The sequence below is a fragment of the Streptococcus sp. CL9.43 genome (genome assembly GCF_049737935.1).
In the GTDB taxonomy this organism is placed as follows: domain Bacteria; phylum Bacillota; class Bacilli; order Lactobacillales; family Streptococcaceae; genus Streptococcus; species Streptococcus infantis_I.
The window spans coordinates 130,518-145,499 of record NZ_JBKOTS010000003.1 but is presented as its reverse complement, the minus strand read 5'-3'; the positions used below and the strand labels follow the sequence as shown (position 1 = coordinate 145,499).

The 14,982-nt window shown below is 38.3% G+C and carries 15 protein-coding genes; 8 read left to right on the top strand and 7 right to left on the bottom strand.

All coding sequences use genetic code 11. The features are described 5' to 3' along the window. Positions 1-280: 280 nt before the first annotated feature. Genes ACLNCS_RS06040 through ACLNCS_RS06030 form a run of 3 tightly spaced genes read right to left on the bottom strand, consistent with a single transcriptional unit; the run spans position 281 to position 3,066 of the window. Positions 281-1,093, bottom strand: coding sequence for an ABC transporter permease (locus ACLNCS_RS06040; RefSeq protein ID WP_424847787.1), 813 nt, complete (start codon positions 1,091-1,093; stop codon positions 281-283). A gap of 1 nt (position 1,094) precedes the next feature. Then, positions 1,095-2,687 (bottom strand): ATP-binding cassette domain-containing protein, encoded by a 1,593-nt coding sequence (locus ACLNCS_RS06035; RefSeq protein WP_424847785.1) that lies wholly within the window; start codon positions 2,685-2,687, stop codon positions 1,095-1,097. 7 nt (positions 2,688-2,694) lie between these two features. Beyond that, positions 2,695-3,066 (bottom strand): zinc ribbon domain-containing protein, encoded by a 372-nt coding sequence (locus ACLNCS_RS06030; RefSeq protein ID WP_004250686.1) that lies wholly within the window; start codon positions 3,064-3,066, stop codon positions 2,695-2,697. Between the two features lie 284 nt (positions 3,067-3,350). On the opposite strand from ACLNCS_RS06030, the gene ACLNCS_RS06025 reads away from it, so the two are divergent. The 6 genes from ACLNCS_RS06025 to ACLNCS_RS06000 all read left to right on the top strand — a co-directional run bounded on the left by ACLNCS_RS06025 (position 3,351) and on the right by ACLNCS_RS06000 (position 8,320). Next, positions 3,351-3,965 (top strand): YesL family protein, encoded by a 615-nt coding sequence (locus ACLNCS_RS06025; protein ID WP_004250700.1) that lies wholly within the window; start codon positions 3,351-3,353, stop codon positions 3,963-3,965. After that, positions 3,943-5,616 (top strand): sensor histidine kinase, encoded by a 1,674-nt coding sequence (locus tag ACLNCS_RS06020; protein ID WP_424847782.1) that lies wholly within the window; start codon positions 3,943-3,945, stop codon positions 5,614-5,616. The genes ACLNCS_RS06025 and ACLNCS_RS06020 overlap by 23 nt, the downstream gene beginning before the upstream one ends. A gap of 2 nt (positions 5,617-5,618) precedes the next feature. Beyond that, positions 5,619-6,905 carry a response regulator transcription factor gene (locus ACLNCS_RS06015; RefSeq protein WP_424847780.1) on the top strand — a complete coding sequence of 429 codons (1,287 nt, stop codon included), beginning with the start codon at positions 5,619-5,621 and terminating at the stop codon, positions 6,903-6,905. Positions 6,906-6,966: 61 nt separating this feature from the next. Next, positions 6,967-7,497, top strand: coding sequence for an ABC transporter permease (locus ACLNCS_RS06010; RefSeq protein ID WP_070678687.1), 531 nt, complete (start codon positions 6,967-6,969; stop codon positions 7,495-7,497). Positions 7,498-7,572: 75 nt separating this feature from the next. After that, a complete protein-coding gene (gene nrdI / locus ACLNCS_RS06005) occupies positions 7,573-8,040 on the top strand; it encodes a class Ib ribonucleoside-diphosphate reductase assembly flavoprotein NrdI (RefSeq protein WP_070678690.1) in 468 nt (155 codons plus the stop codon). A gap of 70 nt (positions 8,041-8,110) precedes the next feature. Continuing rightward, a complete protein-coding gene (locus tag ACLNCS_RS06000) occupies positions 8,111-8,320 on the top strand; it encodes a hypothetical protein (protein WP_414266684.1) in 210 nt (69 codons plus the stop codon). A 34-nt stretch (positions 8,321-8,354) separates the two neighbouring features. Here the strand turns inward: ACLNCS_RS06000 and ACLNCS_RS05995 are convergent, their stop codons facing one another. Next, a complete protein-coding gene (locus ACLNCS_RS05995; protein ID WP_424847777.1) occupies positions 8,355-8,603 on the bottom strand; it encodes a MarR family transcriptional regulator in 249 nt (82 codons plus the stop codon). 281 nt (positions 8,604-8,884) lie between these two features. Next, the gene (gene argS, locus ACLNCS_RS05990; RefSeq protein ID WP_424847775.1) at positions 8,885-10,576 is read right to left on the bottom strand and encodes an arginine--tRNA ligase; all 1,692 of its coding nucleotides are present in this window, start codon (positions 10,574-10,576) and stop codon (positions 8,885-8,887) included. A 153-nt stretch (positions 10,577-10,729) separates the two neighbouring features. On the opposite strand from argS, the gene argR reads away from it, so the two are divergent. Together argR and mutS are read left to right on the top strand one after the other, a co-directional pair. Then, complete coding sequence (argR, locus tag ACLNCS_RS05985) at positions 10,730-11,176, top strand: arginine repressor (RefSeq protein WP_004250715.1); 447 nt, start codon at positions 10,730-10,732, stop codon at positions 11,174-11,176. Positions 11,177-11,222: 46 nt separating this feature from the next. Then, complete coding sequence (gene mutS, locus ACLNCS_RS05980; protein WP_424847772.1) at positions 11,223-13,757, top strand: DNA mismatch repair protein MutS; 2,535 nt, start codon at positions 11,223-11,225, stop codon at positions 13,755-13,757. A 39-nt stretch (positions 13,758-13,796) separates the two neighbouring features. Here the strand turns inward: mutS and ACLNCS_RS05975 are convergent, their stop codons facing one another. Further along, positions 13,797-14,255 carry a DUF3021 domain-containing protein gene (locus tag ACLNCS_RS05975; protein WP_004250718.1) on the bottom strand — a complete coding sequence of 153 codons (459 nt, stop codon included), beginning with the start codon at positions 14,253-14,255 and terminating at the stop codon, positions 13,797-13,799. Continuing rightward, a complete protein-coding gene (locus tag ACLNCS_RS05970; protein WP_004250720.1) occupies positions 14,252-14,692 on the bottom strand; it encodes a LytTR family DNA-binding domain-containing protein in 441 nt (146 codons plus the stop codon). The genes ACLNCS_RS05975 and ACLNCS_RS05970 overlap by 4 nt, the downstream gene beginning before the upstream one ends. Positions 14,693-14,982: the final 290 nt, after the last annotated feature.

Genomic DNA, 14,982 nt, shown 5'->3' with positions numbered 1-14,982 from the left:
TAACTACATTTTTTCGTGATATAAATTAGGTGTTCAGATATATAGAAAACGATTTAGTTATATGAATTGCACCTCAAAAGTTAGACAGAAAAAAATCTAACTTTTGGGTTGTTTTTGTTATTTATTTTTATTAATGCACATTTGTCAGAGACAATATCGTAGCTAATATGGATCCCAATTTTACTAATTTAAACATCTTATGATAGAAAAGGTAGTAAGGGAAAATCTTACTACCTTTTTTGAACTATAAATCTAGTTTACTAAACTAATTCAAGCAATGTTAACCTCTAGTATCTTTTTCAACTGATTTTAATAGTTTACTTGCTAGATAGGCTAATAGGATAGAGAAAGCAATGAGTAGAATCCAAGCAACTAATAAATTTACTTGTACCTTGGTTGAGGTACTGAAAAATGATCCTCCTTCTTTAAAGCCGGCTAAGTCTAAAAGCCCATCAAAACTATAACGACTAAGTGTAAAATAAGATAAGAACTGCAAAAAGCCATTTAAGGGGATATTTCCTGCAAAGAGAAATTGAAGGAGAATGACAAAGGGCATAACAGTCATTGCTTTCTCAACATTTTTAACAATTGAAGAGACAAATAGACCCAAAGCATCTGCCGAATAAATGGTTAAAAATATAGTTAAGAAATAAGAGATGAATCGTAAACTATCATTATCAAAGATAGTCTTAAATTCTGAAATCGAGTGGTGATAGAATAAGAATAAAATACTGGAGAAAATAATAGCTTGAATTAGAGAAACAAGGGCTTGGAATAACATGTGGGCGAACATATACGATGATAGGTTCATGCCCCCTCGGTATTCGTGTTTAATAATATCTCTTTCTTTACAGATCAATGTAATAGAATTAAAAACTCCTATCCAAATACAGGCACAAACAATAATGAATGAAGTGGATTTCACTTCTGCACCTAAGCTGGTTGAAAATCCGTCTTTTCCAGCTACAATGCAAGTAATAAGGGCAATGATAGCAGTACTTATAAAAGAATACCATCCGTTAGAATTTAAAAAATTTCGTTTAAATTTACCCAAATAGATCAAAATTTGTTCTTTATTCGATGCGTAGTTCATTTTAATCTCCTTTATATTCTTTATATTTTTCGATGTAGTAATCTGGAGTTTGCTCTACTTTAGACACCACAAGTTCAAGTTGATTGACATTAAAGAATCCCAGAGTATCTTCTACAGAGCCATAGAAGGCTAGTTTACCACACGATTCTTCCTCGCTTTTAGCGAGAACTAATACTTTATCAAATAATTCTGGAGTTCGATCTGGACTATGTGAGATAACAAAAACAATCTTATTGTCATCTGCGATACTTCTTAAGCTAGCCATAATTGAACGAGCGTTACTGCCATCTACTCCAGAATCTGGTTCATCTAGAACAAATACAACTGGATCTGCAATATACTCAGTAGCAATACTCAATCTTTTTTTCTCTCCACCACTTAATTCAGAGACCAAAGCCTCTTTTTTCTTTGTTAGTTTGACTGTTTCTAATACTTTTGAAATTTTTTCTTCTAATAAAGCAGGATCTTTAGTAAAATCTCGTACTAGTTTCATCTCTGCGGCATTTTTCAGAGTCATATAAACACTATCTTTTTCACGATGAAGACTAAATTGAGGGACATTGGCAATCATTCTTCGAACTTTGTCAAATTGATTATAGATGTTTATATTTCCTAATAAGATATCAGCATCCGCTTTTTCTATGCCCATGATTGCATTGATTAATGTGGTTTTTCCTGCTCCTGAACCACCTAAAATGAGCACGATTTCGCCAGAGGATACTTGAAAGTCAATCTCTGATAATAAAAGTTTCTCTCCTGCGAGACGCTTTCGAATTCGAACAGATAACTGTGTATTTTGTTCAATCCTATTGATATTATCTGCGAGACTCTTTTCTTGACTTTCAGTTAATTCATGTTGAAAAACTAAGGAATTATTATAAACGACGAAGAGTCGATGGTTTATGGATACTAAATCATAGTTATTTAGGTATGTTTTATCCTTAATTAGACGATTATTCAAATAAACCATGTCTCCGAGAGGGTGGACATATATATTACCGTTGTCTAGGACTTCAAAATGCTTGTCTACTTTCTCTGCTAGACTTGTGTTGATTTCCTTTTTCTTCCATTCGATATCCTTCTGGTTCATGACACTAAAAATATAAATAGTATCATCAACACGAAGGGTATCTCGATTATTTAGGTAGTGTTTTTTACCGATATCAATTTTTGCATTGTTTATATAGATGATTTCTGAATCACTCTGTAAATAGTAACCAATATGATCTTTTTCTAATAAAATATTCTCATCATCATTCAAAATTTCAGTTATTTCCTTGGTCACAACACTAGCTTCTTTGAGAACGAAGGTAAAAAAGGAAATTGTATGATCTTGAACTTCCTCTCCTTTGTCTAATTTTTCAGAGATCGTTTCTTTTATCCTATCACCCATATGTTTGAGGGTTGATGGCATTTTGAAAGGAATGTTTTTGTTTTCTTGATCATTGTCTCTATAAATTTTATCGACATACTTTAAGTCCACCTTGGGTTTTGTATTATCTACATATTCTCCACAAAAAGGACAGAACTTCCAACCGATTCCAATATTTTTGAAGCAGCTAGGACATTTTGATTTTACAATATAATCCTTCATTTCGACTCTACTTTACTACTTTTCCACAATTGATGCAAAATTCGAAGCTTTTTGATAGACTTGTTCCACAATGGGGACAAGAAACTAAGTCTTGACCAGATGAATCAATAGATTTTTGAAGAGAAATCTGCTCTTGAAAGAGCTTAGTGATTTCAGCGATTTCAGTTGAATAGAGAGGATTTTCCTTTATTTCTTCTAAATGTTCTTCAACAAATTTGATGCCTATTAATCTATACAAGTCATTGATTTGATTTTGTAGTACTTGAATTTCCTTTTTCTTGCGAAGATTTTCTGCATTTTGCTTTCCTTCTGAAATAACAGTGCTTGTTGTCTCTTTGACAAGTCTAGCTCCATCTTTCAATTGATCTAAAAAAGCCATCTGTTCTCCTTATCTATGCTTATTGTAAGTATATATTTCACTTGATTCCAGTATAACACATATGATAACATTATCAAAATTTTCATATACCGTTTTAAAAGCTAATAGAAAATAGTTTGATATTGAGATTCATAATTTCTAATCAAGCTTGTATTTAGAGAAGTGATGGTTGTAACGGACACAATTCCAATCTAGCTTTTTTCTATTTATATTTATTGCTCCTGTTTTTGAGAGCGCTTGAAATATGTTATAATAAAACTAGATTAAATTTTTGGAGGAAAACCGTGGGGAATTTCATTGAGCTAGTCTTTCATCGTTTCTTTTTGGGGATGATTGCGACGGCTTATTTTTGGTTATTGACACTAGCAGGAGGAGTGATTTTTGGTATAGCACCCGCTAGTGCAACTCTTATGAGTTTATTTGCTGAAAATGGCTATTCTTACCGTGCTTATCGTTTCAAGGAAGCATGGGCTTTATTTAAGAGCAATTTTGTCAAAAGTAATCTCAGTTTCTACACCTTTATAGGGATTGACTTAATCTTGATTTATGGCTTGTATCTGATGATTCAGTTGCCCAACCAGACCATTATCCACTTGGCAGCAACATTTCTAAATATCTTTTTAGTAGCCTTGGTATTTTTGGCCTATACGGTATCTTTAAAGTTACAGGTTTACTTTGAATTGTCCTATAAAAACACCTTAAAGCTTGCCTTTATCGGAATTTTTATGAATTTATCAGCAGTGGCCAAAGTTCTATTTGGTAGCGTCTTGTTAGCCATTATTGGCTTCTATATGCCGGCCCTCATCGCTTTTGTAGGTATTGGGATGTGGCACTTCTTTATTAGTGATTTATTGGAGCCTGTTTATGAAAGTATTCATGAAAAATTGGCAACCAAATAAGACCAGACAATTTCGCCTCCACTCACTCCTAAGAATCTATAGTCTGGTAATGATTGTCATCATTTCCTGCTTTGCTCTCTTGATTTCTTATGCAGACTGGGATATGCGTGAAAGGGAAGCCAATCGTGTCGGTCAGCGTGTTCTCGCTCGAACAGTTGATGAGGTTGAATACTACTATCGGGAGTCAACCCGCCTAGCTCAGGGATTGGTCGAGAATCAAGCCCGCATTGAAGGGATTTACAAGTATTTTAGCCTCAGCACGCCGGATTATTTTTACTGGCAGTTAGAGCGCAAGGCGTCACCCTATATTTCCGTTTCTATTTATGAAAATATCGATGATATATACGTGCGAAACGATTTTGTAACAGGTATTTCGATTGTTCTACAGGATTCAACGGATGTATTTGTTTCCAAAAGAGGAAACAGAGGTGGACAGAAGATTCCAGCTGAGAGCTTTAAACCAGATGCCAATAGTTTCGCTGTTCCAGTGTCTGATCCCATCTCGGATCAAGCTCTAGGGGTCATTTATATTTCCGTAGAACCAGAATTCCTCTATAAGGCGATTGACAATACCAGGGGAACAATTCCTGTTGCCGTAACGGTCATTGCACCATATGAAACAGATATGTTCTATATTGGAGCGAAGGGAACGAATGAGTCTTGGTTGGTAGGAACAACTGCCCATGGTTATCAAGTTCGAGTAGCTGTACCAAAGGATTATGTTTGGAGTGGGACTTTAGCGAGTTCGGCACTTATTTTAGGTTTGAGCGCTCTCTTTATCATCATTTTGTATATGACCTTAAGAAGGACTTTTTCTGACTATCAAAGTCAGGTTGTGGACTTGGTGGACTCTATCCAAGCCATTACTAAGGGAGAGCAGACCAAGAGAATCGACACAGATAAAAAGGACCAGGAATTGCTACTAATTGCTGAGTCGACAAATGATATGTTGGATCGACTAGAAAGTAATATTCACGATATTTATCAACTGGAACTCAATCAAAAAGATGCCAACATGCGAGCCTTACAAGCTCAAATTAATCCGCATTTCATGTACAATACTCTGGAATTTTTGCGGATGTACGCGGTGATGGAAAATCAAAATGAACTAGCAGATATCATCTATGAATTCAGTAGTCTCCTGCGCAACAATATCTCTGACGAGCGAGAAACGACCCTCAAACAAGAAGTGGAGTTTTGTCGGAAGTACAGTTATCTCTGTATGGTTCGCTATCCAAAATCCATTGCCTACGGATTTAAGATTGACCCTGGCTTGGAAGAAATGCGCATTCCAAAATTCACCCTCCAACCGTTAGTGGAAAATTATTTTGCCCACGGAGTTGATCACAGAAGAACAGATAATGTTATCAGTATCAAGGCTTTGAAAAAAGATGGCTATGTCGAAATCTTAGTAACCGATAATGGCCGTGGGATGTCTGCTGAAAAACTAGCAGAAATTCAAGCTAAACTGGCTCAAAGAACCTTTGAACACACAGCAGATTATAAGGGGCAACGACAGTCTATTGGGATTGTTAATATCCACGAACGCTTTGTGCTCTATTTTGGAGACCGCTATAACATCAATGTAGAATCAGCTGAACAAAAAGGTGTTCAATATAGAATCACCATTCAGGATGAAGAGAAAGGATAAAGATGTATAAAGTACTATTAGTTGACGATGAGTACATGATTACAGAAGGACTTAAGCGTTTGATCCCTTTTGAAAAATGGGATATGGAAGTCGTTGCAACAGCCAATCATGCTGACGACGCTTTGGACTATGTTCGAGAACATCCCGTAGATATCGTCATTTCTGATGTCAACATGCCTGGCAAGACAGGACTTGAAATGATTGGGGAAATGAAGGAACTCTTGCCAGAGGCTTACTATATCCTTCTTTCCGGCTATCAAGAATTTGAATATGTCAAGAAAGCCATGAACCTCAATGTTGTAGATTATCTTGTCAAACCAGTTGATAAGGTTGAGCTTGAACGCTTGCTTGAAAAGATTGCCAGTAAGCTTGGTGAAAAATCTCATGAGCCCGAAATATTGAGTCAGCAACTAGATGAAGAAGCATTCAAGACTCATCTCAGCCAAAAAGAAAACTGGTGGATTGGGCTTTCAAAAGAAAAACAAGGGAATTTTGTCATTCCTTACTACGTCCTAGGTCAAGACTGGCAGATCGTCCTTGCTGATCAGGAATTTGAGGGCTTGTTGGTCATGCCTCTTGAGTTACCTTATCAGGCCAACTTTGAAAAATGGAAATTTGACGTTGAAAAAGCCCTCTTCTATGGAACTGTAAACCTCGATCAATCTGAAAGTCTCTTTTCTTATTATGAACCCATTTATCGAGTTATTATCCAAGGAAATCTTCAGCAGATTATCGAGGAGTTGAACCTACTCGAGAAGATTGTCTTAGAAAACACACCGAGGGTATCCATCACCAAGCAACTCTTTACTCAGTTTGTTATGGATGTCTTCCATCTCTTTGAACATTTGAAAGCAGATGATATGACAGATATTGTCAAGAATATTCATGCCATCACAAACTTTGAAGACTTAGTGGCTTATACCAAGGAAACCTTGACGTCCTTCTTTGGCCAATACCGCATGAATGAGAATGTTGTCAGTGTACTCGAAGTTATTGGTAGAGACTACAAAAAAGAGCTATCTCTCAAGGATATCAGCAAGGACCTCTTTATCAATCCTGTTTACTTAGGTCAGTTAATCAAGAAGGAAACCAATTCAACCTTTGCTGAGCTTCTCAATAAGCAACGCATCAAGGCAGCTCAGCAACTTTTACTATCTACAAATGATAGTATTGAGGATATTTGCTATACGGTTGGTTACAGTAATGTAGGCTATTTCTATAAGGTCTTTCGAAAACTATGTGGGAAGTCTCCGAAAGCATACCGTAAGCAGGTGGAAGTAAACTTGTAGAATTTGTTTTACTTGTTAAAATATGCTATAATAAATTAAAAATTATGAGGAGGTTACTTTTATGAAAAAGAAACCAATCTATCTATGGATTTTATTAGTCTTATCAGCGATTAATTCAGCCTTGGCAATAGTTGGAATATTCACTCCAGTACCTAGTAAGGACGCCCTTCGTGCTAGCCAAGAAAATGTTGGGACACTTAGTGCTCAACAAATAGAAGATGCTGTTAACTATGCCCACCAAGTGTCAGAGTCATCTCACTCTATTTTTAACACGATACTCATTATTCTATCCGCTATCCTAGTTGTAGTAGCCTTTGTTTTCTTAATTCGTAAGAACTTGCAGTTGGCGAACTACACTTATGTTGGATATGCCTTACTAGCTATTGTTGGACTAGTCCATGACAATATGAATCTACAAGATGCTATGCAATTGATTAAAGATGACACCCTACGTTTAGGAATGGAAGTCATGTCAAAAGCAACCACTATTATTTTCATCGTCATCAATGTTATCTTTTTGGGAATCGTCTTCTATAAAATATGGCGTCAGCAAAAAGAATTAACAGAATCTCAAGAGGAAGAACTCGCCTAAGATTTGACAAAGGATAACTATCAAGATACAATCTTGGTAGTTATTTTTTTGGATTCGAGAAAGAGGGAGGAAAAGATGAAAAAAATTTCCTTAGTTTATATCAGTCTAAGCGGCAACACGGAGAGCTTTGTAACACGTTTGAAAGCTTATTTGTTGGAGCAGTATGCGAATATTGATGTGGAAAAAATTCATATTAAAGACTTGGTCAAGGAAGGAGAAGACTTCTTTGAGATGACCAACCCATATGTGGCTTTTCTACCAACTTACCTCGAAGGTGGAAATGGAGTTGACAATGGAGATGTGGAAATCTTGACCACTCCAGTAGGTGACTTTATCGCATATGGTGATAATGCTAGCAAGTGTTTTGGTGTCGTAGGATCGGGTAACCGCAATTTTAACAACCAATACTGTTTGACCGCCAAGCAATATAGCCAGCGCTTTGGTTTTCCAGTCCTAGCTGACTTTGAAATGCGCGGAATGCTAGGAGATATTAAGAAGGTTGCTGGGATTATTGCAGAGCTTTATGAACTTGAATCCTTGTAAGAGGATAGAGTTGCTGGGCTAGATTTTTATCCCATGGATCATAGAATTATTTCAAAAGAGAACAGTTCAAATGAGTAAATTACAGAGATCATTTTTAAAGTATTTAAAACGCAAACCAAGCTTCAAGGATATTATGCTATGCAGTGCTTTGCTACTACTAGCGATTGCTCTGCTACTGTTCTCTGAGAAAATTTTTGATGAAAATGTAGCACCAGTTGGAACCATGGTATCCTTAGGAATTGTTATCCTGGTAGGAATCTTAGCTGTCAGAAATAAATAAAAAGACTCGAGAAACGTCATCTCGAGTCTTTTTGTTAGTTGCGAATTTCGTCAACGATTTCTTTTGCAATTGGAATTCCTAAACGGTAACCTTTGTTGATGTAGTCAATGACATCATTGATATTTTCTATCGTTTGGATTTTTTCTTTGATAGTTGCACGAAAATCTTGATCTTTCAATAGTTGGTCCTGAAGCAGTCTTTGAAGTTTCTCTTTTTCATATTTGTTGACAAGAAAGAGAAAAAGAAGACTGATAACAACTAGAATATAAGCATACTGGCTCATAAAAATTCTCCCTAGGTGATAAAGAAGTAAGTGGTTAGAGAAAAACGAATATCCTTCGCCTTTCGAGTGATAGTATTGTAAGCGCCTAGCCAAAGTCCGAATAGGATTTGGCGTTAGTTACTTAGCTTGCTTAGTAATAAATTAATTTAATAGATCACGACATGCATCCAAATAAGTCGATATTATTTATTTGGATGCATTAGTAAGGCGTTTAGGCAAATCGCCCGATAGCGATTGCCGCCAAGAGACTAGGAACTTTAGTTCCAGTCTCTTGTAACGAGTTACATCTTCTCTGGCGCCTCTACACCCAACAGACGAAGTGCTTCTTTGAGGACGACTGCTGTTGCATAGCTAAGGGCTAGACGGCTGTCACGTTCTGGACTTTCATCTAAGATACGAGTGTGGGCATAGTATTTGTTAAAGGCTTGCGCTAAGCTGATTGCAAATTTAGCGATGATAGAAGGTTCATAATTATCAGCTGCACGTTTAATAATACGTGGGAAGTCTTGAATTAGCTTAATGATTTCCCAGCTTTCAGCATCGTTCAAACTATAGTTGGCACCTGCTTCAGGTTTGAAACCGGCTTTACGCAAGATTGATTGGATACGAGCATATGCATATTGAACATAAGGGCCAGTCTCTCCTTCAAAGGATACCATAGCTTCAAGGTCGAAGTCATATCCATTTGTACGGTCAGTTTTAAGGTCATAGAATTTAATGGCCCCAACTCCAACAGCATGAGCGACCTGGTCTTTGTTTTCAAGTTCTGGATTTTTGGCTTCAATCTGCGCTTTAGCACGGCTGATGGCTTCTGCAACAGTTGGCTCTAGTAAGATAACATTCCCTTTACGAGTAGAAAGTTTTTTTCCTTCTTTTGTAACCAAGCCAAACGGAACATGGACAATATCTTGGCTCCAATCGTAACCCATCTCTTGTAAGACAGCCTTGAGTTGTTTGAAGTGAGCAGATTGTTCTTGACCAACGACATAGATAGATTTGGCAAACTGATACTCGTTTTTACGGTAAAGGGCTGCAGCCAAGTCACGCGTGATGTATAGAGTTGCGCCGTCAGATTTCTTGATAAGAGCTGGGTGTTCAATTCCATATTTTTCAAGATTAACAACTTGAGCACCTTCTGATTCGATCAATAGTCCCTTTTCAGAAAGGATGTCTACAACTGCATCCATTTTATCATTGTAGAATGCTTCCCCGTTATAGCTGTCGAATTCAACTTGTAGCTCATTGTAGAGACGGTTAAATTCTACCAAGCTTTCATCGCGGAACCATTGCCAAAGAGCGAGAGCTTCCTCATCGCCGTTTTCAAGTTTGCGGAACCATTCGCGTGCTTCTTCATCCAAACTTGGGTCATTCTCAGCTTCAGCATTAATGCGGACATAGAGCTTGAGGAGTTCATCGATTGGATGAGCTTTGACAGCTTCTTCGTTACCCCATTTCTTGTAGGCAACAATCAACATCCCAAACTGTTTACCCCAGTCTCCCAAATGGTTGACTTTGACAGTTTTATAGCCGATTTTTTGGAAGATATGTGACAAGCTATCTCCGATAACTGTTGAACGAAGGTGACCGATTGAAAATGGTTTAGCGATATTAGGGCTAGACATGTCAATGACAACATTTTCTTGATTGCCAATCTCTTGGTCAGCGTAGTGCTCTTTTTCAGTGATAACGTTTTGCAGTACTTGGCCAGAAATGGCAGCCTTATCAAGGAAGAAGTTTACGTAAGGACCTGTTGCTACAACCTTTTCAAAGGCTTGGCTATTGATCTTTTCAGCGATGTCAGCAGCAATCATTTGAGGAGCTTTACGCTCAACCTTTGCCAATGAGAAGGCAGGGAAGGCGATATCTCCCATATCTGAGTTTTTAGGTGTTTCTAGTAAATTTAAAATAGCCTCTTGGTCCAGGCTATCAATGACGCTAGCCAACTCGCTAGCAATCAATTCTTTTGTATTCATTTAAGGCTCCTTTAGGGCTTTTTTACTATTTTATCACAATTTACTACATTTTTTTTGAAAGAAGAGATATTTTTTGAAATATCCAGTTTTTTTGATATAATGTTCTTACTAAAAAAATGTAAAATGTTATAAATATACACTTGAAAGGATCTTATGAGAAAAAGAGAACGTCATCAGCTCATCAAGCGAATGATTACAGAAGAAAAATTAGGAACTCAAAAGGAAATTCAAGATCGATTGGAAGCCTGTGATGTCTTTGTGACACAAACAACCTTATCTCGTGATTTGCGAGAGCTTGGCTTAACCAAAGTTAAGAAAAACGATGTTGTTTACTATGTGTTAGCAAATGAGACAGAGAAGATTGATTTGGTCGAATTCCTTTCACATCACTTAGAGGGTGTTGCAAGAGCCGAATTCACCTTGGTTCTCCACACTAAACTTGGAGAAGCATCCGTTTTAGCCAATGTAGTAGATTCAAATAAAGATGGGTGGATTTTAGGTACTGTTGCCGGAGCGAATACTTTGTTGGTTATCTGTAAGGATCAACATGCAGCTAAAGTCATGGAAGAACGCTTGCTAGAGTTAATGGAAGATAGATAAGGTCTTGAGAGCTTCTCTCAGGACTGTTTTTACAAGGAGAGAGTAAATGACTACTGAAAAATTATCACCTGGTATGCAACAGTATGTGGATATCAAAAAACAATATCCAGATGCTTTTTTGCTTTTTCGTATGGGTGATTTTTATGAGTTGTTTTATGAAGATGCAGTCAATGCTGCACAGATACTAGAAATCTCACTAACCAGTCGCAATAAAAATGCTGAAAATCCTATTCCCATGGCTGGAGTTCCTTATCATTCTGCCCAACAGTATATTGATGTTCTAGTTGAACGTGGCTACAAGGTTGCCATCGCTGAACAGATGGAAGACCCTAAGCAAGCTGTTGGTGTCGTTAAGCGCGAGGTTGTTCAGGTCATTACACCAGGAACAGTGGTTGATAGTAGTAAGCCAGATAGTCACAATAACTTTTTAGTAGCTATTGATCGTGAAGGTTCCCAGTATGGACTAGCCTATATGGACCTAGTGACAGGTGATTTCTATGTAACGGGATTATCAGATTTCTCTCTAGTCTGTGGTGAAATCCGTAACCTCAAGGCCAGAGAAGTGGTGATTGGTTACGACTTGTCTGAAGTGGAAGAACAGATTCTCAGTCGTCAAATGAATCTAGTGCTTTCCTATGAACAAGAAACATATGAAGACGTCCATCTGTTGGATTCAAGATTGGCAACTGTTGAAGGAGCAGCTAGTGGGAAACTTCTTCAGTATGTTCATCGGACGCAGATGAGAGAGCTCAGCCACTTGAAGCCAGTTATTCGTTATGAAATCAAAGATTTCTTGCAGATGGATTTTGCGACCAAGGCTAGTCTTGATTTGGTTGAAAATGCTCGCTCAGGTAAGAAACAAGGGAGTCTGTTCTGGTTGCTAGATGAGACTAAAACTGCAATGGGTATGCGTCTTCTACGTTCTTGGATTCAACGCCCCTTAATTGATTTAGATCGTATCATAGAACGTCAGGAGGTTGTGCAAGTCTTTCTGGATTATTTCTTTGAGCGCAGTGATTTAACAGAAAGCCTTAAGGGAGTCTACGATATCGAACGTCTGGCTAGTCGAGTATCTTTTGGCAAAAGCAACCCCAAAGACCTCTTGCAATTAGCGACTACCTTGGGAAGTGTTCCACGAATTCGCGCCATTTTAGAAGGAATGGAGCAACCAGCTCTCGCTTATCTGATTGAACAACTGGATGCTATTCCTGAGTTGGAAAATCTCATTAGCGCAGCCATTGCTCCTGAGGCCCCTCACGTGATTACCGAAGGTGGTATTATCCGAACGGGCTTTGATGAGACCTTGGATAAATACCGTCGTGTGCTGAGAGAAGGGACCAGCTGGATTGCTGAGATTGAGGTCAAGGAAAGAGAAAACTCTGGCATCAATACTCTCAAGATTGACTACAATAAAAAAGATGGCTACTATTTCCATGTAACCAACTCGCAGCTAGGTAACGTACCAGCTCACTTTTTCCGCAAGGCTACGCTGAAAAACTCTGAGCGATTTGGGACAGAGGAGTTGGCGCGTATCGAAGGAGAAATGTTAGAGGCGCGTGAGAAATCAGCAAACCTAGAGTACGAAATCTTTATGCGTATTCGTGAGGAGGTTGGCAAGTATATCCAACGTCTACAGGCTCTGGCTCAAGGAATTGCTGCTGTCGATGTCTTGCAAGGCTTGGCAGTAGTTGCAGAAAAACAACACCTGATTCGACCAGAGTTTGGGCAAGAGTCGCGGATTGATATCCAGAATGGTCGTCACGCAGTTGTTGAAAAGGTCATGGGAGCTCAGACCTATATTCCCAATAGTATCCAGATGGATGAAGATACTAGCATTCAACTAATTACAGGTCCGAACATGAGCGGGAAGTCAACCTACATGCGTCAACTAGCCATTACAGCGGTTATGGCTCAGATGGGTTCTTATGTCCCTGCAGAAAGTGCTCGACTGCCAATTTTTGATGCAATTTTTACCCGTATCGGTGCGGCAGATGACTTGGTTTCAGGTCAATCTACCTTTATGGTAGAGATGATGGAAGCTAATAATGCCATTAGTCATGCGACAAAGGATTCATTGATTCTTTTTGATGAGCTTGGTCGAGGAACCGCAACTTATGATGGTATGGCTCTAGCCCAGTCTATTATCGAGTATATCCATGAGCATATTGGTGCCAAGACTCTCTTTGCCACGCACTACCATGAATTAACCAGTCTGGAAGCTAGTCTTGAACATCTAGTAAATGTACACGTGGCTACGCTTGAGCAAAATGGTCAGGTCACTTTCCTTCATAAGATTGAACCAGGTCCAGCAGACAAATCGTACGGTATTCACGTTGCTAAGATTGCAGGATTGCCAGCAGATTTGCTAAAAAGAGCGGATGCGATTCTAACTCAACTAGAGAGCCAAAGTCAGGAAAATCCAATTTCTATCAATCAAAGGAATATTGTCAATGAGCAAATGTCTCTCTTTGATGAAAAAGAAGAAAATCCTATCCTAGCAGAGTTGGCCCAAGTAGATGTGTACAATATGACACCGATGCAAGCCATGAATCTCTTATTAGAGCTGAAACAAAAATTATAAGCAAAAACCCACTCACAAAACGGAGTGGGTTTTTAGGTCTTATTTTTTCTGAGCTAATAGTTGGTTGATGTGGGCAACCTTCTTTGATTCTCTTTTATAGAGAATCGCCCAAATGATGAGGTAGACGATGGCAAACTCTGGGATGAGTTGGAGGATGAAAGTCCAGTGAAGAGGGAACCAGCCTGCTAGGATTGCTAGAGGTACAAAACCTAGCAACATAAGGAAGAAGTGAGTGACAGTCGCACGAAGAAGACTCCAATCTTGAGCGAATAGACGGCTACCAAAACTAAAGAGGACTCCAATAGCTGACCAGATAAGTGTACAGTAGAGTAAAACTAGAGCACCGTGAACCTGATGACTGCTCATGAATTGACCAACAGGAGATTCAGGGCTGAGAGGTGCGTAGTTGCTTGGTGAATAGATAAAAGAAAAGATAATAGATAGGGTGAGGCCGATGAGGATACCAGTTGTGGCATCGTGGAATACTTGTTTTTTCATAGTTCTAATTTCTCCTTAATAGTTTTGAGGTAACGGCGAGATGAGTAGGTAAAACTTTCGTTTTTTAGATAGATTTCAATCAAGCCGTTAGAGGTTAGTTTTAGATGACTAATTGCATCAATGTTGACAATTTCCGATTGGGAAATTTGGATAAAGGAAGCAGGTAGAATTTCACTTGCTTGGTAGAGACGAATGTCAAGTGCATAGGTTTGGCTATCCGTTTCGGCCAGAACCTTACGATTTTCAATGTATACACGCTGAATTTTGCTAATCTGAATCAAGTAGACCTGGTCTTGGAATTTTCCTTTAAGAGTTTCTTTTTGTTCAAGATTTTGTACAAAGTCCTGAACCTTTTGAACTCTAGGGGACAAGGTCGGTGCCTCTATGATGATTTGCTCTTCGGTGTATTGCTGATCAATATCAAGTCTGAGTTTCATAATTTCTCCTTTATAAAGTTGTAATAGAGATCTCTTACTTACAAATCTATTAAACACCATTTTGTCGACAAATACAAGAAGCTATGTCTATGTGGTCGGTTGAAGAGACTATCTGGCAGGCGAGCGTTTTCAAAGAGATTTTAGAGCAAAGAAGTCAAAAAATAAGAAGAAATATATTGACAAAAATAGAAAAAAAGTGGTACAATGTTAGACGGTACTTTTTACTTTTGGTCTCTCAAGAGTGTACAGGGACGTGCTGACAAATGTTGCAAAAGTATACACAGATGATA